This is a genomic window from Mesorhizobium sp. B263B2A (genome assembly GCF_020165775.1).
Taxonomy (GTDB): domain Bacteria; phylum Pseudomonadota; class Alphaproteobacteria; order Rhizobiales; family Rhizobiaceae; genus Mesorhizobium; species Mesorhizobium opportunistum.
Genome location: NZ_JAIUIU010000003.1, coordinates 238,749 through 259,714, shown reverse-complemented (window position 1 = coordinate 259,714; position 20,966 = coordinate 238,749). Strand labels below are relative to the sequence as shown.

22 protein-coding genes and 1 pseudogene are annotated in these 20,966 nt (G+C 62.2%); 7 read left to right on the top strand and 16 right to left on the bottom strand.

Annotated elements, in window-relative coordinates:
- The first annotated feature begins 10 nt into the window (after positions 1–10).
- The 5 genes from LB568_RS08510 to LB568_RS08490 all read left to right on the top strand — a co-directional run bounded on the left by LB568_RS08510 (position 11) and on the right by LB568_RS08490 (position 5,485).
- On the top strand, positions 11–739 hold the full coding sequence (locus LB568_RS08510; protein WP_023777444.1) for a glycerophosphodiester phosphodiesterase: 729 nt from the start codon (positions 11–13) through the stop codon (positions 737–739).
- A 55-nt stretch (positions 740–794) separates the two neighbouring features.
- The gene (locus LB568_RS08505) at positions 795–2,006 is read left to right on the top strand and encodes a GNAT family N-acetyltransferase (protein WP_224729848.1); all 1,212 of its coding nucleotides are present in this window, start codon (positions 795–797) and stop codon (positions 2,004–2,006) included.
- Between the two features lie 153 nt (positions 2,007–2,159).
- Complete coding sequence (locus LB568_RS33655) at positions 2,160–3,779, top strand: sulfatase-like hydrolase/transferase (protein WP_224729847.1); 1,620 nt, start codon at positions 2,160–2,162, stop codon at positions 3,777–3,779.
- 77 nt (positions 3,780–3,856) lie between these two features.
- Complete coding sequence (locus tag LB568_RS08495) at positions 3,857–4,294, top strand: HIT family protein (protein ID WP_013895353.1); 438 nt, start codon at positions 3,857–3,859, stop codon at positions 4,292–4,294.
- A gap of 108 nt (positions 4,295–4,402) precedes the next feature.
- Positions 4,403–5,485: a phosphatase PAP2 family protein gene (locus tag LB568_RS08490; protein WP_013895352.1), complete on the top strand. Its 1,083-nt coding sequence runs from the start codon at positions 4,403–4,405 to the stop codon at positions 5,483–5,485.
- Here the strand turns inward: LB568_RS08490 and LB568_RS08485 are convergent.
- The 5 genes and pseudogenes from LB568_RS08485 to LB568_RS08465 all read right to left on the bottom strand — a co-directional run bounded on the left by LB568_RS08485 (position 5,482) and on the right by LB568_RS08465 (position 9,993).
- Positions 5,482–6,070: pseudogene (locus tag LB568_RS08485) on the bottom strand (chloramphenicol phosphotransferase CPT family protein). The gene LB568_RS08490 and the pseudogene LB568_RS08485 overlap by 4 nt on opposite strands.
- A 73-nt stretch (positions 6,071–6,143) precedes the next feature.
- Entirely contained in the window at positions 6,144–8,612 is a 2,469-nt protein-coding gene (gene clpA / locus LB568_RS08480) for an ATP-dependent Clp protease ATP-binding subunit ClpA (RefSeq protein ID WP_013895350.1), read from the bottom strand.
- A gap of 6 nt (positions 8,613–8,618) precedes the next feature.
- Positions 8,619–8,948 (bottom strand): ATP-dependent Clp protease adapter ClpS, encoded by a 330-nt coding sequence (clpS, locus tag LB568_RS08475; RefSeq protein WP_010909565.1) that lies wholly within the window; start codon positions 8,946–8,948, stop codon positions 8,619–8,621.
- 299 nt (positions 8,949–9,247) lie between these two features.
- Complete coding sequence (locus LB568_RS08470) at positions 9,248–9,577, bottom strand: phasin family protein (protein WP_013895348.1); 330 nt, start codon at positions 9,575–9,577, stop codon at positions 9,248–9,250.
- 152 nt (positions 9,578–9,729) lie between these two features.
- The gene (locus tag LB568_RS08465; RefSeq protein WP_224729937.1) at positions 9,730–9,993 is read right to left on the bottom strand and encodes a hypothetical protein; all 264 of its coding nucleotides are present in this window, start codon (positions 9,991–9,993) and stop codon (positions 9,730–9,732) included.
- On the opposite strand from LB568_RS08465, the gene LB568_RS08460 reads away from it, so the two are divergent.
- A complete protein-coding gene (locus tag LB568_RS08460; protein ID WP_224729846.1) occupies positions 9,920–11,311 on the top strand; it encodes a D-alanyl-D-alanine carboxypeptidase family protein in 1,392 nt (463 codons plus the stop codon). The two genes, LB568_RS08465 and LB568_RS08460, sit on opposite strands and share 74 nt — an antisense overlap.
- Positions 11,312–11,357: 46 nt before the next feature.
- On the opposite strand, the gene LB568_RS08455 is transcribed toward LB568_RS08460, so the two are convergent.
- The 3 genes from LB568_RS08455 to LB568_RS08445 all read right to left on the bottom strand — a co-directional run bounded on the left by LB568_RS08455 (position 11,358) and on the right by LB568_RS08445 (position 14,284).
- Complete coding sequence (locus LB568_RS08455; RefSeq protein ID WP_224729845.1) at positions 11,358–12,059, bottom strand: DnaJ domain-containing protein; 702 nt, start codon at positions 12,057–12,059, stop codon at positions 11,358–11,360.
- Between the two features lie 305 nt (positions 12,060–12,364).
- A complete protein-coding gene (locus LB568_RS08450; RefSeq protein WP_224729844.1) occupies positions 12,365–12,802 on the bottom strand; it encodes a DUF1489 family protein in 438 nt (145 codons plus the stop codon).
- A 78-nt stretch (positions 12,803–12,880) separates the two neighbouring features.
- Positions 12,881–14,284 (bottom strand): L-serine ammonia-lyase, encoded by a 1,404-nt coding sequence (locus LB568_RS08445; RefSeq protein WP_224729843.1) that lies wholly within the window; start codon positions 14,282–14,284, stop codon positions 12,881–12,883.
- Between the two features lie 175 nt (positions 14,285–14,459).
- Here LB568_RS08445 and LB568_RS08440 point away from each other — a divergent pair, with 175 nt between their 5' ends.
- Positions 14,460–15,203: a DUF599 domain-containing protein gene (locus tag LB568_RS08440; RefSeq protein WP_013895343.1), complete on the top strand. Its 744-nt coding sequence runs from the start codon at positions 14,460–14,462 to the stop codon at positions 15,201–15,203.
- Here LB568_RS08440 and LB568_RS08435 read toward each other — a convergent pair.
- From LB568_RS08435 to LB568_RS08400, 8 genes are all read right to left on the bottom strand, one after another.
- Positions 15,152–15,949, bottom strand: a complete 798-nt coding sequence (locus tag LB568_RS08435) for a YdcF family protein (RefSeq protein WP_224729842.1) — start codon at positions 15,947–15,949, stop codon at positions 15,152–15,154. The two genes, LB568_RS08440 and LB568_RS08435, sit on opposite strands and share 52 nt — an antisense overlap.
- Before the next feature lie 22 nt (positions 15,950–15,971).
- Positions 15,972–16,505: a hypothetical protein gene (locus LB568_RS08430; RefSeq protein ID WP_224729841.1), complete on the bottom strand. Its 534-nt coding sequence runs from the start codon at positions 16,503–16,505 to the stop codon at positions 15,972–15,974.
- A gap of 1 nt (position 16,506) precedes the next feature.
- Positions 16,507–18,072: an amidase gene (locus LB568_RS08425; protein WP_224729840.1), complete on the bottom strand. Its 1,566-nt coding sequence runs from the start codon at positions 18,070–18,072 to the stop codon at positions 16,507–16,509.
- The gene (locus LB568_RS08420; RefSeq protein ID WP_224729839.1) at positions 18,072–18,527 is read right to left on the bottom strand and encodes a GNAT family N-acetyltransferase; all 456 of its coding nucleotides are present in this window, start codon (positions 18,525–18,527) and stop codon (positions 18,072–18,074) included. The genes LB568_RS08425 and LB568_RS08420 overlap by 1 nt, the downstream gene beginning before the upstream one ends.
- A 6-nt stretch (positions 18,528–18,533) precedes the next feature.
- Positions 18,534–18,821, bottom strand: coding sequence for an Asp-tRNA(Asn)/Glu-tRNA(Gln) amidotransferase subunit GatC (gatC, locus tag LB568_RS08415; RefSeq protein ID WP_013895338.1), 288 nt, complete (start codon positions 18,819–18,821; stop codon positions 18,534–18,536).
- Positions 18,822–18,902: 81 nt separating this feature from the next.
- A complete protein-coding gene (locus LB568_RS08410) occupies positions 18,903–19,715 on the bottom strand; it encodes a radical SAM protein (protein ID WP_224729838.1) in 813 nt (270 codons plus the stop codon).
- Positions 19,716–19,759: 44 nt separating this feature from the next.
- Entirely contained in the window at positions 19,760–20,176 is a 417-nt protein-coding gene (locus tag LB568_RS08405; RefSeq protein ID WP_224729837.1) for a hypothetical protein, read from the bottom strand.
- Between the two features lie 24 nt (positions 20,177–20,200).
- Positions 20,201–20,908 carry a metal-dependent hydrolase gene (locus tag LB568_RS08400; RefSeq protein ID WP_224729836.1) on the bottom strand — a complete coding sequence of 236 codons (708 nt, stop codon included), beginning with the start codon at positions 20,906–20,908 and terminating at the stop codon, positions 20,201–20,203.
- Positions 20,909–20,966 lie beyond the last annotated feature (58 nt).

Sequence of the window (20,966 nt, the reverse complement as noted above, 5' to 3'; positions counted from 1 at the left end):
AAGGCCTGACATGACCGACCTTTCCTGGCTGATTGCCCGGCCTGTTGCCCATCGCGGCTTTCACGACATGAACAAGACGCGCTGGGAAAACACGCTTTCCGCCTTCACTGCCGCGGCCGAACGTGGCTACGCCATCGAATGCGACGTGCATCTGTCGTCGGATGGTGTTCCCGTCATCATCCACGATGGCGACCTGAAAAGGCTGACCGGGCAGGACGGTTTCGTCTGGCAGCGCACCGCGGCTGAACTTGCGACGCTCAAGGTTGGCGGGACACCGGATCACGTGCCGACGCTGCAGGAAGCGCTCGACCTCGTCGATGGCCGCGTACCCATGGTCGTCGAGCTGAAAGGGACTCCCGGCCGCGACGAAGGGCTGGTGGCGCGCGTCGGCAAGATGCTCAAGCGCTACAAGGGCAAGGCGGCGATCATGTCGTTCGATCATTGGCTGATCCGCGATTTCGCCAAACACGCGCAGGGCATTCCGGGTGGACTGACCGCCTACGGCAAGGACCTCAAACTGATCGAGGCGCATTTCGCCATGCTGGCGCACGAGCTTTCCTTTACCTCCTACGCCGCCGGCGACCTGCCGAATCCGTTTGTCAGCTTTGTGCGTGAAAAGCTCAAAATGCCCGTCATCACCTGGACGGTGCATGATCAGCCCGCGGTCGACCTGACCTTCAGATATGCCGACCAGATGACCTTCGAAGGGTTCGAACCCGACCTCGTCGAAGTCGCCTGAGCGGAGTGTCTGAAACGTGACTTGTAGCAGCCCGGATGGAGCTTAAATAAGCCTCATGGATCAGGGCGACGATGGCGACAGGCAAACGGCAAATGCGGACTATTCGATCCGCATCGCCGCTGGCATCGGAGCCTTCACCTGCGATGAATGGAACGGATTTGCCGGCACCACGCGTAACGCGGAAAACGACTACAACCCGCTGGTTTCATACGCTTTTTTAAGTGCGCTGGAGGATTCCGGCTGCGCCGTGCGGCGCACCGGCTGGCAAGGACATCACCTGCGGCTGGAGACAGCGCAAGGCAGGCTGCTCGGTGCCGTCCCCTGCTATCTCAAGTCGCACAGCCAGGGCGAATATGTGTTCGATCACGGTTGGTCCGATGCCTTCGAGCGCGCCGGCGGCCGCTATTATCCAAAACTGCAAAGTGCTGTGCCGTTCACGCCGGTCACCGGCCCTCGCCTGCTGGTCGGCAAAGGCGAGGACCAGGATGCGGTGAAGGCCGGGTTGGCCGCCGGCCTCAAAATGGTGACCGACAAGCTCGGCGTGTCCTCCGCGCATGTCACCTTCGCGCAGGAGAGCGATGTCGCGACGCTGGAGGCGGCAGGCTTCCTGCATCGCACCGATCAGCAATTCCACTTCTTCAACGAAGGCTTTTCCTCCTATGACGACTTCCTGGCCACGCTTGCCTCGCGCAAGCGCAAGGCAATGAAGAAGGAAAGGCGCGAGGCGCTTGCCGATGGCATCTCGATCGACTGGCTGACCGGCAAGGACCTGACGGAAAAGGCCTGGGACGACTTTTTCGCCTTCTACATGGACACTGGCAGCCGCAAATGGGGCCGTCCCTATCTGAACCGCCACTTCTTCTCGCTGATCGGCGAACGCATGGCGGACGACATCCTGCTGGTGATGGCAAAGCGCAACGGCCGCTACATTGCCGGCGCCATCAACTTCATCGGCTCCGACGCGCTCTATGGCCGCAACTGGGGCTGCATCGAGGATCATCCCTTCCTGCATTTCGAGGTCTGCTACCACCAGGCGATCGACTTCGCCATCGAACGCAAGCTCAAGGTGGTCGAGGCAGGAGCGCAGGGAGAGCACAAGCTGGCACGCGGCTACCGGCCGGTGACCATGCATTCCGCGCACTACATTTCTCATCCCGGCCTGCGCAATGCGGTGGCCGATTATCTCCGGCGCGAGCGTCGCGAAGTCGAGCGGATGGGCGAATATCTGGAAGACCACACGCCTTTCCGCAAGGATCTCGAGGAATAGCATGCCTTTAGGCGTGCAAGTTGCCGCTGTTTACCGTCCGGCCGGAATCCGCTAGACCATGCCCCGGGGACATGGGCGCGCAAGCGCCCTGGGGGAAGTATGCAGGGTTGGGCATCTCTGGGTGTCGGGCATTGGCTCGGTGCGGCGGGCCTTGTGGCCACCTCGTTGTTGGTCGCCTGGCTCGAGGGCAAGCGCTCGGCCTGGCCTCTCGGCTTTGCCACTTTCTTCCTTCTCTTTGGCCTCGCGCATCTTCTGTTCGCCGGCAACATCGTCGCCCTTTGGGCCGCGCTGATGCTGACCACCGTGATCGGCATCGTCTCCAAGCTGAAATATCATCATCTCGGCTTCAATTTCCTGGCCGGCGATATCTACCATCTCGCGGCAAGCAGTTTTCGCGGCGTGATCGCCGACCATGCGCGCATGGCAGTCCCTGCCCTGGCCGGCATGATCGCGATCGTCGCGCTGATCGCGGTTCTGGCGATGATGCTCGCCGAACCGGCAATTCCGTTGCCGCAACGGTTTGCATTGTTCGGTGCCGCGGCCGGTGTCTATCTCTGCGTCCTGTGGGTGAGCGGCGGGTCGAGGCGGTTTCACTTCCACCATCTGACCGACGACAGGGTTCATCTTTCGGCCTTCGTCGCTTCCTGGTTCGGGGCCGGCCCGTCGCGGCGGCCGGGCTTTGTCGACATCGATCCGGATCCTGAGCCGCTGCTGCCGCCGGTGCCTGCACGGCGACCGGCTGACGAACGACCGCCGCACATCGTCATGATCCTGCACGAATCGACATTCGACCCGAGGCGGCTCGGCATCCCGATCGACGCCGCATTCGCGCCGTTCTTCGCCCCGACGGGCAGCCTTTCGGGGACACTGCATGTCGACGTCTTCGGTGGCAGCACGTTGCAGACCGAGTTTTCCGTGCTGACGGGCCTCTCCTCGCTTTCATTCGGCAATGACAGCCGCTTCGTCTTTCACCTTCTGAGCGGGCGTGTGCGGCATGCGCTTCCGTCCGTTCTGGCCGGCTTGGGCTACGACGTGTCGCATATCAGCTGTGACCGACCCTCCTTCGTCAGTTGCGGCAGGTTCTATAACTCGATCGGGTTTGCAGATGTCAGTTATGCCGAAACCTTGCCGCCTCCGTTCGACGCCGAACGCTGGAAGCGGGAACATCACGACGAGCAGCTCTATGATCGCGCGCTCGAACATCTTTCCGATCGCGTTGCCGGCAGCAAGCCGAGTTTCCTTTCGATTGCCACGCTGATGAACCACGGCGACCATCGCCGCCGCATCTTCCCGCTCGACCGTCATGGCGAACTTCGCCGCGACGCTGTCGCCGCGACCGGCGTCGCATCCTATGGCGAATATGCCGTGCGGCTGGCGGAGAGCATCAAAGCCTATGCCGCCTTTCGCAGCCAACTCGAAGTCACGTTGAATGGCCAACCGGCCATCATCGTCCGCTACGGCGATCATCAGCCGTCATTCACCACGACGCTTACCGGATTGCCGCCGTCCGACCCGGCCCTACGTCAGACATTCTATGCTGTCGAGGCCATGAATTGCAGGCTGCCGGACGACCTTGCGGCTCCTCCGGTCCTGGATAGCGCCTTCCTGTCGACGCTGACCTTGCTGGCTGCCGGGCTGCCGCTCGATCCGGTGTTCGCCACGCGCGCCGCCTTGCTGGACGACTGCGGCACAGCTTATTTCGACAGCACGTCGCCGCGCAAAAGACGCTTCCATCGCACGCTCGTCGAAGCTGGCATGGTCGATCTCGCCTGATCCCGCGCCGCATCGTCTTGCCGCTCCGGGGCAGCTTCGCTACACGAGATGGCGAGGCACAATCCGGAGCGCTCACCATGGCCGAAACCGCCTACGACACCGAAAACATCTTCGCCAAGATTCTGCGCGGAGAAATTCCCTCGCACCGCGTCTACGAAGACGAAGCGGTCGTGGCCTTCATGGACGTGATGCCGCAGGGGCCCGGCCATACGCTGGTCGTGCCGAAGGCGCCGTCGCGCAACCTGCTCGACGCCGACCCCTCGACCTTCGGTCCGCTTTTCACGGTCGTCCAGAAAATGGCGGCGGCGGTCAAACAAGCCTTCGACGCCGACGGCGTCACCGTCATGCAGTTCAACGAGCCCGCTTCAGGGCAGACTGTCTACCATCTGCATGTCCATGTCATTCCGCGCTTCGACGGCATCCCCCTGAAGCCCCACACGGGTGGGATGGAGAAGCCCGAAGTGCTGGCACAGAACGCCGAAATGATCCGAACCGTCCTGCGTGCGCGATTTTAAGTCTTTGTAAACCGAGCGATCATCTCGGCACCCACGCCACCGTCGGCGATTGCTTTTTTAATAGTCTTTCAAACCCTCTTGAGGCATTTGTCTTGCGAGGGGCATTCGATGCAAGATACTTCCGAAGCTATAGGCAGGCGGTTTGATGCTGGGGTCGATGACGCCTTCTCAAACCTTTTGGTCGATGCATTTTTCCGGCACCGTACTGTTCATGCGGTAGCACTATTTACGCTCGGATTGAGTTTTGTGGTCGGCAGCAGAGTTGGCAACCTGCCGGATTTTGGATTACTTTACGAATACGCTTTCTATCTGGTAGTTTACTTCTGGATTGCCGGATGCGCATACGCGACCCTCCGGCTGTTCTGGCTGGCGTTTGTCGATCGTGCCAGGTCGCCGCTCCGCATGTTGTTGCGCCCGCTCCAGCAGATGCTGACCGATCGAAATCGCATTGCCAACGGCATCAACGGCCTTGCCGCGATGCTGGTTTTTATGTCGGGCTTTGTGGTGCTGAAAGGAGCGATCGCGGTGCTGGTGCCTTTCTCCTGGGACCAGACCCTCGCGCATTTCGGCGCCGACCTGCATTTCGGCCGCACTCCCTATCAATGGCTCTGGTGGATCGTCGAAAGTCCGCTGGCCGTTCACCTTCTCAATTTCTGCTACAATTTCTGGTTCGTCGTGCTGGTCGCAATGGTTTTTTCAAGCGTCGCCGCTGCCCGCGACTCGCTGCTGCGCCATCAGTTTCTGCTCAGCTTCATGCTGGTCTGGCTGGTTGGCGGCTTCTTCATCGCAATGGCATTCTCATCCGCGGGCCCGTGCTTTTATGCAAGGCTCGACCTTGGCGATCAGTATCAGCCGTTGATGGATGCGCTCGCGTCGGCGAACCGCCAGTATCCGATCTGGGCATTGTCCACGCAGGACAGGTTGTGGAGCGGCTATACGGGTTCGCCTTCGGGAACCATGGGCATATCCGCATTCCCCTCGATTCACGTCGCGACGTCGGTGCTCTTCGCTCTCTACCTGACGCGGTTATCGACCAGGCTCGGCATCGTGATGTGGATATTCGCAGCCATCATCATGCTCGGTTCGGTGGTGCTTGGCTGGCACTATGCCGTCGACGGCTACGCGGGCGCGCTTATTGCCGTCGCGATCTGGAAAATCACGGGTGGAGCATTGTCCCGGGCGCACGCCTAGTTTGCCACTTGGACGCTCTTGAGATGCTGCCGAATTGCATCCGCGCACTGCACCGAGCTCAGAAGCGAGGTGTCGACTTCCAGATCGTACACCCGGCCGGTGCACCGCCTCCTGCCACAGACGCACCGGCAAAGGCACGGGATCGTCTGAAGAGCCGGTGACATAGCCCCTGCCCGTCTCGCTGGCGGCTCGCCTTTCCATAATGATCTCAATCGGACAGCGAACGCCGACAAACAGCACCGGCAGGCCGGCGAGCCGGCGCGCGCAATCGGCCAGGATGTCGAGCGGTTTCGAATAGCCATCGTGATGACCGACATCCGCCACAACGTTCAGATCCAGCCGGCTATGGGCCGCGATCGATTCGTAGAGGGCCGCATAAAATCGCGGCACGAAAACTTCGAGGTCAGGCCGCTCGCCGCCGGGTCGGAGGCCTATTCCCGGACGATATCTCGGCGGCGTGATCTGCGCATAGCTGTCGACGCCCAGGTTCATCCACGGACCTTCAAAACGTTCCTGGATGGCCTGAGCGATGCTCGACTTGCCCGATCGCGGCGCGCCGTTGAGGATGATGATCTGGCCAGCCATATGCCACCTCCGCCACCTCACGATGCCAATGAAAAAAGCCCCGTTTCGGGGCTTTTTTCGACTTTCATCAGGATCAGCCCTTGCGGGGCAGTTGCGGTACCAGGCTGCGCTTGCCGCCATCCTTGCCCTTGGGCTCCGGCTTCTGCGCCACCACCTTCTTTGCGGCGGGCTTCTTGGCCACGGCCTTGCGCGGCTTCGGCGCGTCTTCCGGCTCTTCCTTCTTCGGCTTCACCGGCGCCTCGTCGGCCAGCGATTCGAGTTTCAGGCCGGTCTCGCCGGTTTCCTTCTTCTCGACGGTGACACGCACCGTGCCGCCCTTCTTGAGCTTGCCGAACAGCACCTCGTCGGCCAACGGCTTCTTGATGTGCTCCTGGATGACACGGCCGAGAGGCCGTGCGCCCATGCGCTCGTCATAGCCCTTGTCGGCGAGCCATGCGATGGCATCCGACGACAGGTCGAAGGTAACGCCACGCTCTGAGAGCTGGGCCTCGAGCTGCATGACGAACTTCTGCACCACCTGATGGATGACCGGCACCGGCAGCGAGCCGAACGGGATGATCGCATCGAGACGGTTGCGGAACTCCGGCGTGAACAGCCGGTTGATCGCCTCGACATCGTCGCCTTCACGCTTGGTCGAACCGAAGCCGATCGCCGCGCGCTGCGCATCGGAGGCGCCCGCATTGGTGGTCATGATCAGGATGACATTGCGGAAATCGATCTGCTTGCCGTTATGGTCGGTCAGCTTGCCGTGATCCATGACCTGCAACAGGATGTTGAACAGGTCCGGATGCGCCTTCTCGACCTCGTCGAGCAGCAGCACGCAGTGCGGATGCTGGTCGACGCCGTCGGTCAAAAGACCGCCCTGGTCGAAGCCGACATAGCCGGGAGGCGCGCCGATCAGCCGCGAGACGGTGTGGCGTTCCATATATTCCGACATGTCGAAGCGGATCAGTTCGACGCCGAGCGAGGCGGCCAATTGCTTGGCCACTTCGGTCTTGCCGACGCCGGTCGGGCCTGAGAACAGATAGGAGCCGATCGGCTTTTCCGGTTCGCGCAGGCCGGCACGGGCCAGCTTGATCGCCGAGGTCAGCGCGGTGATCGCGGTGTCCTGGCCGTAGACGACGCGCTTCAGCTCGATGTCGAGGCCCTGCAGCACCTTCTCGTCATCGGCCGAAACCGTCTTCGGCGGGATGCGGGCCATGGTGGCGATCGTTGCCTCGATCTCCTTGATGCCGATCGTCTTCTTACGCTTGGCTTCCGGCACCAGCATCTGCGAGGCGCCGGTCTCGTCGATCACGTCGATCGCCTTGTCCGGCAGCTTGCGGTCGTTGATGTAGCGCGCCGACAGCTCGACCGAGGCCTTGATGGCTTCGCTCGTGTAGCGGACCTTGTGGAACTCCTCGAAATAGGGCTTCAAGCCCTTCATGATCTCGATGGCATCCTCGATGGTCGGCTCGTTGACGTCGATCTTCTGGAAGCGCCGCACCAGGGCACGATCCTTTTCGAAGAACTGGCGGAACTCCTTGTAGGTGGTCGAGCCGATGCAACGGATCGCACCCGACGACAACGCCGGCTTCAACAGGTTCGACGCGTCCATGGCGCCGCCCGAAGTGGCGCCGGCACCGATCACGGTGTGGATCTCGTCGATGAACAGCACGGCGCCCGGATAATCCTCAAGCTCCTTGACGACCTGCTTTAGCCGTTCCTCGAAATCACCGCGATAGCGCGTGCCGGCCAGAAGCGTGCCCATGTCGAGCGCGAAAATGGTGGCATTGTGCAGCACTTCGGGAACATCGCCCTCGACGATGCGCTTGGCCAAGCCTTCGGCGATCGCCGTCTTGCCGACGCCGGGGTCGCCGACATAGAGCGGATTGTTCTTGGAGCGGCGGCACAGCACCTGGATGGTGCGGTTGATCTCCGACTCGCGGCCGATCAGCGGATCGATCTTGCCGGCCTTGGCCTTGTTGTTGAGGTTGACGCAATAAGCGGTCAGCGCGTCCTGCTGCTGCTTCTTCTTGCCGCCTTCCTCTTGCGGCTCGGCGCCGTTCTGGCCGCCCTGCTCGTCATCGGCGCCGCGCGGCGAACGCGTCTCGGAAGCGCCCGGGCGCTTGGCGATGCCGTGCGAGATGTAGTTGACCGCGTCGTAGCGGGTCATCTGCTGTTCCTGCAGGAAATAAGCGGCATGGCTCTCGCGCTCGGCGAAGATGGCAACGAGCACGTTGGCGCCCGACACTTCCTCGCGGCCCGACGACTGCACGTGGATCACAGCGCGCTGGATGACGCGCTGGAAACCGGCGGTCGGCTTGGAATCCTCGTCGTAACCGGTGACCAGATTGTCGAGCTCGGTGTCGATATAGGTGAGAACGGTGTGCTTGAGCTCGTCGAGATCGACGTTGCAGGCGCGCATGACGGCGGCCGCCTCGGTGTCGTCGATCAGCGCGAGCAGCAGGTGTTCAAGGGTTGCATATTCATGGTGCCGCTCATTGGCGAGCGTCAGCGCTTGGTGAAGCGCCTTTTCCAGGCCTTGGGAGAAAGCCGGCATGTTACCTCACTTCTTCTCCATCACGCATTGCAGCGGATGCTGATTCTGTCGGGCGAAATCCATGACCTGGGACACTTTGGTCTCGGCCACCTCGAATGTATAGACCCCGCACTCGCCCACCCCATGATTGTGAACATGAAGCATGATGCGTGTGGCAGCTTCGCGGTCCTTCTGGAAAAAACGCTCCAGCACGTGAACCACGAACTCCATCGGAGTGTAGTCGTCGTTGAGAATGAGAACCCGGTAAAGGCTAGGCTTCTTGGTCTTGGTTTTTGTGCGCGTGATGACGGCCGTCCCGCGGCCGGCCTCATTGCCGTCGCCGCCGCCGTTTTGCATCCGCGCCACCTGTGTCGTGGCAGTCAAACCGATCGTCACGTAATCCTGCCTCTTTCGAATCCTCATGCGAGCTCAACATGTAGGTGTTCGATGGACGATTTTAAGCCCTTCTGGTTAGCTGACAATATGGCTAGGTGACCAAACTTCGCGGATTTTCGCAATCGTGAAGGGGCGCGAGGCGCTGGATAGCAAATCGACATGAAAAAACCCGGCCGCGCTCGCGCGACCGGGTCTTGTGCCGGACCCAAAGGGCCGGATCTCGCTGTCGTCGTAAGGCGAATTGCTTCGCCCGGGCGAAATTACTTCGCCTTGGCAACGATCGATTCGAACGGCTTGTAGGCTTCCTTGGCGAGTTCGGCATAGAGGTCGCCGATCTTGGTGGCCTCGGCGACGAACGCCTCGTAGGACTGCTTGGCATAGTCTGTGTGGATCTCGATCGCCTTGTCGAGCGACTTGGCAGAGAGCAGCTTCTCGGCAGCGGCGCTGCCGGCTTCGAAACTCTTCTTGGTGTATTCGCCGGCCTCGGTGGCGATCGCCTGAGCGCCCTTGGAGAGCGAAGCGAAGCTCTTCAATCCGGTGTCGGCAAACTCTTTGCCGTATTTGCTGAAGTCCTCATAGGTCTGGGTCATTTCGCGATTCCCTTGACGGTTGAGGCGTCCTTCTTCGGGGCGCCCTTGTGCAATGCACTAGAATATATTGTGCGCCGCACAAAAGTCAATATTTCGCCTGCGTTCAGAGCCCGCCTGCGCAGGCAATGCCTAAAAATCAAATAAAGTGAGTTTCAAGCCCGAAGAAAATGGTGAACGCGACGGTTACCATAAACGGATTGGTAACGCTGCCCCGCTAGCTTGGCTGAAAGTGCGGCAGGACCCTTTGCCGCCTCCAGCGCAACGAAGAATTCAAGGTAAATATCAGTGCGTAAGGCGTTGTTGGGCATCGTTTCCAGATCCACCTCCCCCCTCAAAGCGATCATGGTCTTCGCCTTGGCGCTTACATTCGTTTGCGCTGACGTTGCCTCGTCGCTGGCGGCGCGGCAGGCGGCCATTGTCGTGGACGCCAAGACCGGCAAGGTGCTGTACTCCGCCGATGCCAACGGCAGGCGCTATCCGGCATCGCTGACCAAGATGATGACGCTTTACCTGACCTTCGAAGCTCTGGCGAAGGGCAAGATCAGCAGGAACACGCCTGTCGTGTTTTCGGCCAAGGCATCCGCCGAGGCGCCGACGAAACTCGGCGTGAAGCCGGGCGGTTCGGTCACGGTCGACACCGCCATTCTGTCGATAGTCACCAAGTCGGCCAACGACTCGGCAACCGCGCTTGGCGAAATGATTGGCGGCAACGAAACCAATTTTGCCCGCATGATGACGGCCAAGGCGCGCCAGCTCGGCATGAACGGCACCGTCTTCCGCAATGCCAACGGTCTGCCCGACCCCGGCCAGTTCACCACCGCGCGCGACATGGCGACGCTCGGCATCGCACTGCGTGAGCATTTCCCCCAATATTACGGCTATTTCTCGCAGCGGTCCTTCCTCTATGGCCGCCAGCGCATCAACGGTCACAACCGCCTGCTCGGGCGCATCAAAGGCGTCGACGGCATCAAGACCGGTTACACACGCGCCTCCGGCTTCAATCTCGTCTCGTCTGTGTCAGACGGCAATCGCCGCCTCGTTGCCGTCGTCATGGGCGGCACATCTGGCGGCAGCCGCGACAACCAGATGGCGGCGCTGATCAACACCTATTTGCCGAGGGCTTCTACCCGCGGCGGCGGCGATCTGGTCGCCAAGGCTGATAGCAATCCGATCAGGGCGCTGGCCAAGGTCCTGCTGCCCAAGCACGACGCGCCGACGCCGGACGAAAAGCCGGTGGCTGTTGCAAGTGACGATACGGCCGTCGTCGAAGACGCGACCGTCGCGCAGGGCGACAGCAATGCCGAGGACAGCAGCGCGGAGGACGACGCCACGGTCGAAGAACCCAAGCTGGTCGTTGCGGCCAAGAAGGTGAAGACGGTCATCGTCTCCGCCCCCAAGGTCGCCACCGCACAGGTCGTGGCCGCCTATGCCGAGCCGACGCCCGCGCCTGCACCCGCGGTCGATCCAGTCAACACCGCATCGGTGCCCTCGGGCTGGGCCATCCAGGTCGCTTCCTCGCCCAAGCAGTCCGAAGCCCAGGCTTTCCTCGACAAGACCAGCAAGCAGGCGCCCAAGGTGCTGGCCGATGCCGCCGGATTCACCGTCGCCTTCGACAAGGATGGCGTCACCTATTATCGCGCACGCTTCGGCGGCTTCGGTTCGAAGACCGCTGCCTGGAAGGCCTGCACCGCTTTGAAGAAGAAGAGCATCGAGTGCTACGCCGTCCAGCAATAGGACGGCGTGCACACAATCTCCCGGAAAATTTTTGCGTCGAAGGAGACTAGTTGTGATTGGAGAGCAAGACGTCCTTGGCTTCGTTGATTCGCGCCGCCAGGAAAGACGTGCCGCCGATGTCGGGGTGCAGGCGCTGCATCAGGCGGCGGTGCGCCTTGCGGACATCCGCCGCGGCGGCCCCCGCTTCAAGACCAAGGACCTTGTAGGCCTCCTCCTTAGTCATGGCGCCAGGACCTGGCGCAACACCCAGCCCTTCGCCACCGTTCGTCTCAATGTTTTTGCGCCAGACGGGAAATCTGCCGTCAAGATACGTCTCTAGCAACTGCCTGCTCTCCGGATCGCCGGAGAGTTCGCGGTAGAGATGCTGTAATTCCGAAAGACCCATGGCGCCAAGCATCTTGCCGTCATGGCGGCCGGCCAGGACCAGTCCTTCGAGACCGCCCGAATTGTGATCGAGTTCCATCTCGAGCGCCGCTGTCCGCACTGTCGAGCGTTTTCCAGGCGTCGGCTTGGCATTTGGCCGGCCTGCGCGCGTGGCGCCATACCAGCCGATCGCCGCGAACAGGATGATGCCGCCGATCCCGCTGCGCCCGACCAGCAGCACGGCGCCGCCCACCAAGGCCAGCAGGATCGGCCCCAATGTTCTCGTCGAGCTGGCGAGCCTGGCCGGATCGGCGCGAAGAAACGCCGTGGCTACCATCAGCAGCACCAGCAGCAATGCGACCAGGACGATAATTGCGCCTAACATTTCCCACCGCCCCGCGGATTCCCTGCCCGCCTGGACAGCCGCGTCACTTCCTTCAACACTTTTTCTGCGCCGGAATCATGGCCTCCCTCCGATAGCAAGAGGGCGTTGGCCCAGCCAACGCCGCGGCCCTTGTCGACTTCGACAGCTTTTCATCGCGCATGAATTTCAAGATGTGGCGTTGTCTCGCCGCTTGCAAGTCCAGCACGGAGCAAGATGGAGGGCCAGCGGACGGCTAGAGCATGCCGCTCAAAAATGAACTCAGACCCAGAGCGCGCCGCATGAATCCGTTTCAGCGCGACCCGCTTTTAGAGCAAACCTAGATCGGCAAGCTCGCGCCTGAGCTTCGGCGGCATCTCCACCAGCCCGGCCTTGCCTTTGCCGAGATCAGCCGGCGCATCCGACGGCTTCAGATAGCGCCAGCCCTGAAACGCCCGGCGCGGCTGCCAGTCGGTGCGAATGACCCGCGGATCGAGCATCAAATGGCAGCGGCCGATACCTTCGTCATCTGTGAACGGCCGGATTTCCGTGATCAGCTGGCGGCATTGCACATTGCCCTTGATCACCCAGTAGAGCGACCCGCCATTGGTGACCTCTTGCCCACGCGTCGGCACCATGCGGGTCGTGTGCCAGTGTTCGACCGGATCACCGGCCCGGCGCCGTTCGTCGAGACGGAACTCGATCCATTCCTCGAGATCCTCGACGCTGTCGCAGCCGACGCACAGTTTTAGGAGATTGAGAGCCATCCGCTAAGGTTAGTCCGGAGCGCCGGGACGTCAACGGCCTGACGGACTTCTCCACAGTGCCGGTTTAGGCCAGAAACCTCAGCACTCCACGACATTGACGGCGAGACCGCCAAGGCTGGTTTCCTTGTACTTCTCGTTCATGTCGAGGCCGGTCTGGCGCATGGTCTCGATCGCCGCGTCGAGCGGCACGAAATGCACGCCGTCGCCCTTGATCGCCAGCGACGCAGCGGTCACGGCCTTGACCGCGCCCAGCGCATTGCGCTCGATGCACGGCACCTGCACAAGCCCGCCGACCGGATCGCAGGTCATGCCGAGATGATGTTCGAGCGCGATCTCGGCGGCATTCTCGACCTGCTCGGGCGTGCCGCCCATGACGGCACACAGCCCAGCCGCGGCCATTGCCGAAGCAGAGCCAACCTCGCCCTGGCAGCCGACTTCGGCGCCCGAGATCGAGGCGTTGGTCTTGATGATGCCGCCGACCGCTGCCGCCGTCAGCAGGAAGTCGCGGATGCTAGGCTGGTCGGCCTCGGGGTGGAAATGTAGCCAGTAGCGCAGCACCGCCGGCAGCGTGCCCGCGGCCCCATTGGTCGGCGCGGTGACGACGCGGCCGCCCGCCGCATTCTCCTCGTTGACCGCCATGGCGTAGATCGACAGCCAATCGTTGGCGAGCAAGGGGTTCGGCCGGTTCTGCTGCCATTGTTCCTGCAGCTTGTCGTGCAGCATGCGCGCGCGGCGCCGCACCTTCAGCCCGCCTGGCATGATGCCGTCCTGCGACAGGCCACGATCGATGCAACCCTTCATGGCGCTCCAGATGGCGTCGAGGCCGGCATCGAGTTCCTCGCGCGTCATTTGCGTTTCCTCGTTGACGCGCTTCAGTTCGGCGATGGAGAGCCCGCTCTTGGCCGCCATCTTCAGCATCTCGACGGCATTCTTGAAGGGATAGGGCACCTTCTTGCCCTCTGTCGTCACCGACCCCTTGGCTTTCATCCGCTGCAACTCTTCTTCCGAAACGACGAAACCTCCTCCGATCGAATAGTAGATGCGCTTGAGCAGCAGGCGGCCGCCGGCGTCATAGGCGTAGAACGCCATGCCGTTGGCATGCCCCGTGAGCGGCGTCTTGCGGTCGAGCACAAGATCGGTGGCCGGATCGAAACGGTAGGAGGGGTGACCGGGCGGTGAAATCAATCTGTCGGCGGTGATGCGGTTGACGATCTCGTCGGCCCGGTCCGGATCGACCGTTTGCGGCGTCTGGCCGGCAAGTCCCAGGATAACGGCGCGGTCGCTGCCATGGCCGATGCCGGTATAGGCGAGCGAACCATGCAGGCTGGCGCCGATGCGGTCGACCTTGGCGCCGGCGGGGCGTGGCCAGTCGTCCCCCGCGACCTCGTCGAGAAACCGCCGCGCGGCCGTCATCGGACCCATCGTGTGCGAGCTCGAGGGGCCGATGCCGATCTTGAACAGGTCGAAAACCGAAAGGAACACGCTGTCTCCTGGGTCACGTCGAGGATTACATATAGGAATTCCCAGGATGTTTCCGCTCTTTTGACAATCGCGGCGCGGCACCTGCCGACCTTGTTTGCTCTGGCAGCGACATCGGTTGCCTATCGCTCGATACCAGCGATCGAAGCGGTCACGCCGAATGTGATAAATTCAGCTCATGCGCGATTCCCTCGATCTTTCGACGGCCGACCTCGCGGCGTTGGGTCTCTTCCTCGCCGCGTGGCTGCTGCACACGCTCGCCTCCGACGGCCGGCTGGTCAGCCGCGTGTCGCTGACCACGGCGATGAACGCGCAACGCGAGGCCTGGATGCGCACCATGGCCGAGCGCGAGATCCGCATCGTCGACACCGCCATCATGAGCGGCCTGCAGCAGGGAACCGCCTTCTTCGCCTCCAGTTCGCTGATCGCGCTCGGCGGCTGCTTTGCTCTGCTCGGCGCGTCCGACCGGGTGCTCGAAGTGCTGAGCGACCTGCCTTTGGGCGGTGCGCCGTCACGCTCGGCCTTTCAGATAAAGGTGCTAGGACTGGTACTGATCCTGGCCTTTTCCTTCTTCAAATTCGGCTGGGCGTACCGGCTGTTCAATTATTGCACGATCCTGATCGGCGCGGTGCCGATCCCGCATGGCGAAGCCTCGCGCAACCCGGTCACCGAAACGGCGGTTTGGCGCGCCGCGCAGATGAACATGCTGGCCGGCAAGCATTTCAACTCCGGCCTGCGCGGCGTGTTCTTCTCGATCGGCTATCTCGGCTGGTTCGTCGATCCGGTGGTGTTCGTGCTGTCGACGCTTCTGCTGCTGGCCGTGCTGGTGCGGCGCCAGTTCTTCTCGGCAGCGCGGCGCGCCGTCATCGGTCAGCCGCCCGGCGCCGGAAAAGGCCGGTCGATGCGGCCGGACAGCCAATAGGCGAACAATCCGATCCATTCGCGGATCGCCATGGTCGTATTCTCAAGTGAATCGGCCGCATTGTCGCGAAACAGGCCGACCCCTTCCTTGCCCGAGGTGCGATAGTCGACCGGCCACGGAACGGTTGGAAAACCAGCCTTGTCGAACAGCGCCTTGGCCCGTGGCATGTGGAAGGCGGAGGTCACCAGCAGCCAGGTCTCGCCCGGCTTCGGTTCGACGAGCTTGCGGCTGAAGACCGCGTTTTCATAGGTGTTGCGGGACTTGTCCTCGAGGACGAGACGATCGGCCGATACACCCAGGGGGCCGAGCAGGCGGGGCGCGGTGTCGGCGTCGCCCTCGCCATCAAGGAAAAGCGAACCGTTTCCGCCGGATACGACCACCTTGGCCTGCGGGAAGCGCCGGGCGAGGATTGCGGTCTCGACCATGCGATCGCCGCTGCTGCTCAATTCATAGCCGCCGCGCGTGAGGTTGATGGCCCCCTCGAACCCACCGCCGAGCACGACGATGCCGTCCACCTTTTGCGGCAGCGGCGGCCGTGGAAAGCGTTCCTCCAGCGGATTGAGCATAATGGCGCCAAGCGACGTCCAGGCCGACAGCGCAAGGATCAGGACGGCGAGCATGCTGCCGGTGACGGCCAGCCGACGCCGGCCGACCATCCCGGCGATCAGCCCCGCCAGAAGCAGGAAGATCGTCAGGTTGAGCGGCTGGATGAAGAACCACAGGATCTTGGAAAGATAGTAGAACACGCTTTCCCCCTACGATCTGCCCCTACGATCTGCCTAGAGTGCGGCGGGCGGCAAAGCGCCTGACGGCTTCCGCAACAGCCTCAGCCTCCGAACGATCGAGTTCCCGTCCGAACGAGATTGGCCCGCTTGCCGTGGCCAAGCGAACCACTTCCTTCAGTCCGGTGTCGTCGGTCGGATAGGTGTGTTCCAGGACCTCGGCAGTGAGCTGCCCGTTATATGTGAGGAAGGCGCGATCACGGAACGGAGTGCCCCTGATTTCGCGGACAATCGTGTCTTTCGCGATCCGCAGCGTTTCGCCTCCCGATGCGAGCCAGATGAACTCCTTGCCGAGAAAATATGCGAGAAACCCGGCAATCGCCAGAAATGACATCAGGCCGAAAAGGCCACTCGCGACCGTTGCCGGCGATTTGTCGAACAGCCCCCATTTGGTGGTGACGGCGACGATTGCGATCGAGAGAAGAAGAAAGCCGACCCTGATGGCTGAACGCCTGGGCGGATTTGTAATCAGCAGTTCATATCCCGTCTCGATGATGGAAATGCGAGACGGGGGCGACATGTTACCACCACTTCTCCGGCTGGAACGTGCCTGCCGCCTGTTCGATGACGGCGGCAGTCTGGAACAGCGTCTCTTCCTCGAACGGCCTGCCGATCAGCTGCAGGCCAAGCGGCAGCCCCTTGGGGTCGAGTCCGGCGGGCACTGCGATGCCGGGCAGGCCGGCCATGTTCACGGTGACCGTGAAAATGTCATTGAGGTACATCTTGACTGGATCGGCGGCCATGTCCTCGTCGGCGATGCCGAAGGCGGCGGACGGCGTCGCCGGGGTCAGGATGACGTCGATGCCGGCGGCAAAGACGTTCTCGAAATCGCGCTTGATCAGGTTACGCACCTTCTGCGCCTGCAGATAATAGGCATCGTAATAGCCGGCCGACAGCACATAGGTGCCGATCATGATGCGGCGCTTGACCTCGCGGCCGAAGCCGGCGGCGCGGGTCTTCTCGTACATCTCGACGATGTCCTTGCCCGGCACGCGCAAGCCGTAGCGGACGCCGTCATAGCGCGCCAGGTTGGACGACGCCTCGGCCGGCGCCACGATGTAATAGGCCGGGAGCGCGTATTTGGTGTGCGGCAGGGAAATGTCGACGATCTCGGCGCCGGCGTCCCTGAGCCAGGCAATGCCCTTCTGCCACAGTGCCTCGATCTCCTCGGGCATGCCGTCGACGCGGTATTCCTTGGGAATGCCGACCTTCATGCCGTTGATCGGCTTGCCGATCGCCGCTTCATAATCGGGCACCGGCCGGTCGACCGAAGTGGTGTCCTTCGGATCGACGGAGGCCATGGATTTGAGCAGGATCGCGGCATCGCGCACGTCGCGCGCGATCGGCCCGGCCTGGTCGAGCGACGAAGCGAAGGCGACGATGCCCCAGCGCGAGCATCGGCCATAGGTCGGCTTGATGCCGACCGTACCGGTGAAGGCGGCCGGCTGGCGGATCGAGCCGCCGGTGTCCGTTGCCGTGGCGCCGGCGCACAGGAAAGCCGATACGGCGGTCGCCGAGCCGCCGGAAGAGCCACCCGGCACCAGCTGCGCATTGTCCAGGGTGCGCTGCGTTTTCGTGCCGCCGGCCGATACGAAGCCGCCGTCGCCCTGATGCGTCGTCGGCATCACCACCGTGTCGACGCGCGAACGCCGCCACGGATTGATGACCGGGCCGTAATAAGAAGTCTCGTTGGACGAGCCCATGGCGAATTCGTCCATGTTGAGCTTGCCCAGCATGACCGCACCGTCGGCCCACAGATTGGCGGTGACGGTCGATTCATACCGCGGCTTGAAGCCGTCGAGCACATGGCTGCAGGCCTGGGTGTGGACACCGTCGGTGCCGAACAGATCCTTGATCCCCAGCGGAATGCCTTCCAGCGCGCCGCCCTCGCCCTTGACCAGCCTGGCGTCGGACGCCTTGGCCATGTCGCGCGCCTTGTCGCCGGTCACCGCCACATAGGCATTGAGCGCCGGATTGGCGCGATCGATCGCCGAGAGATAGGCATCGGTAATCTCGGTCGCGGTGATTTCCTTGCCGCGCAGCTTGGCGCGGGCCTGCGAAATCGTCAGTCGGGTGAGGTCGCTCATCAAAGGCTCTTTTCGTAAAACACCGACCACTGGGAATCGGGATAATCCAGCACCGGGCCGCAGCGCGAGAACCCGGCACGTTCGTAGACGGTCCATGCCGCGGGATGACGATCGCCTGTCTCCAGCACCAGCCGCTTCAGTCCTTCCTGCCGCGCCAACGCCTCGACCCGCTCGACGATACCGGCGCCGATCTTGCGGCCGCGATGCGAAGGCCGCGTGTACATGCGCTTGACCTCGCCGATGGCATCGCCATGGCGCTTCAGCGCGCCACAGCCAATGGCGACACCGTCGTCGCGGGCGATGAAAACGGTCGTGTCCTGGCCGGCCATCTGCTCGACCGTCATGTGGTAGCAGTGCTCCGGCGGCGTCAGTTCGAGCAAGGTCTCGTTGAGTTCCCTGACCAGGCCGCGCACATCGTCCTGCAGCGGCGTCTCGACGGCGATCTCGATTGCCATCGGCCCCTACTCCACGACCTTCGGCACAAGGAAGAAATTCTCTTCGGTGGCCGGCGCGTTGGCGACGATGTCGGCCGCCTTGTTGCCGTCGGTGACGACATCGCCGCGCTTCTTCATCTCCATCGGCGTCACCGAGGTCATCGGCTCGACGCCGGAAACATCGACCTCGTTGAGCTGTTCGACAAAGCCAAGGATGGCATTCAGCTCGCCGGTCATGCGTTCTGCATCCTCTTCGCTCACCGCGATGCGGGCGAGACGCGCGACGCGCTTCACTGTCTGAAGATCAACGGACATGTATTTGCCTCGGGGAAAAACCAGTCCGGGCTATAGCGGCGCCGCGCGCGGCACGCAACATGCATCGTATCGGAAGCAATGCTAGGCTACGGAAGCGCTGGCCCGATCCTTGGGGCGGCGCAACGGATTGGGCAATTCGAAAAAGCGCTGCTTTGCCGGGCACATGCCGCAAGCAGCCTCATCCTCCAGTGCGGCGAACGCCTGCAGTTCGGCATTGGAGCAACCGGGATCGAGCGGCTGGTAGGCGAGATACGGGTCCCACTTCTCGGACAGCCGGTACTTTCCCTTCTGCATCGGCAGATAGGCCAGCGGGGCGCATTTCCAGATCTGCCCGTCATGCAACTGCTTGCAATGGCGAGCCGGGCAGATTTCCCAGCTAGAACGAGGATCGCGATCATCGAAAGGCGTCATGGCATTGCCGAAACCTTCGTAGCGCCGGGTCCAGTTCTTGTCCGACGGACGCAGCTCGATTAGGACCTTGTGGTCTCGCCGCCACGCCTCCAGCAGATCGAAAACCGGTTTCAGCCTCTCGCGATATTCCTCGGAATCATGATGGACCGAGACGATCAGCCGCGCGTCGGGATCGGCGGCCAGGATGGCCGGCAATGTCGGGTGGCGATGCAGGAAGAAGCCGTTGCTGACGATCTCCATGCTGGCGCGCGGCCAGTGCCGCCGCACCAGCCCGACGAAACCCGGCAGTTGCGGATGGATGCTGGGTTCGCCGCCCAGCAAGGTGAACCGCTTGACCGACACGCGCCGGCTCCAATGCCCCATCCAGCGATCCGCCTCATCGAGCGAGACGGTGCCGGAATGCGCGTGATTGGAATAGTGCGAGCAGCTTTCGCACGACAGGTTGCAGCCATGCGCGACATGCAGTTCCAGTCTTCGGAACACAGGCCGCTTACCGCCAAGAAGCGATCTTACACGGCTCAGTATCGTCATGGCAGCGCAACGCCCTCGCATAGATAGTAGCTGCCGCTGTTGCCGCTCGCCTCGCTTTCGTCGTCGATGGGCCGAACCGACACGAGGTCGATCTGCGTCGGGCTGGTCTGTGTCACCGACAGGACATCTGGAAAGACATAGCCCGGTTCCTGGCAGATCGCCGTCACCGCCCAGCTTGGAGAGCGCGTCGCCTTGCTGACCTGCAGGAACTCGCAATTGTATTCGACGCCTTGCAGGCCGTGCGCCGAAAGCACGATGTTTCCGGTGTCGATCAGTGTCTGCAGCGTGTCCTTCTTTGCCTGTGCGCAAAGTTCCTCAGACTGAAGATAGACCCCATCGATGAAATCATCCGCGGCAAGCGCGGGTGACGCCGCGACAAACATCGACACGCAAAGAGATCGCCCCAACGCCATGGATTTGTTCCGCTTTGGCTGTTTCTAGATCGTAATCGTCTCACCGATTTTCGGCAACGCAACCTTCACGCCGGACCCTTCCAGGCCGGCCTCGAATTTTTCGGGCGTCGGATCGATCATCGGAAAGGTCCCGAAGTGGCAAGGAACAACCGTGTCGAACTTGAAGAAACGGCGGCAGGCAAGTGCCGCGACCGCACCGCCCATGGTGAAGCGGTCGCCGATCGGCACGATGCCGATCTTCGGCTCATGCAGCTCGTTGATCAGCGCCATGTCGGAAAAGATGTCGGTGTCGCCCATGTGGTAGAGCGTGCTGTCTTCCGGGAAATGCAGAACCAGCCCGCCCGGATTGCCGAGATAGACGTTCCTACCACCGTCTTCGCCAAACGAGGAGGAGTGCAGCGCCTGGACGAATGTCGTGGTGAAGCCGCCGCAATCGACCGTGCCACCGATATTGCCGGGATTGATCTTCTTGTCGCTGACGCCTTTGCCGACCAGATACATGCAGATCTCGAAATTCGCGACCAGCTGGGCGCCGCTTTTGCCGAGCACTTCCAGCGCACCGCTGATGTGGTCGCTGTGCCCGTGCGTCAGCAGCACATGCGTGATCCCTTCCGCCGGCTCTTCCCAGCCCCCCGTCCATGACGGATTTCCGATCAGATAGGGGTCGATGAGGATCTTGGCGTCGCCGGTTTCGATGCGGAAGGCCGAATGGCCGTACCAGGTCAGTTTCATGAATGCATTCCTCGATTTTTACCGTGCCAGAGGATAGAAGGCCGATGGCCCTGAGATC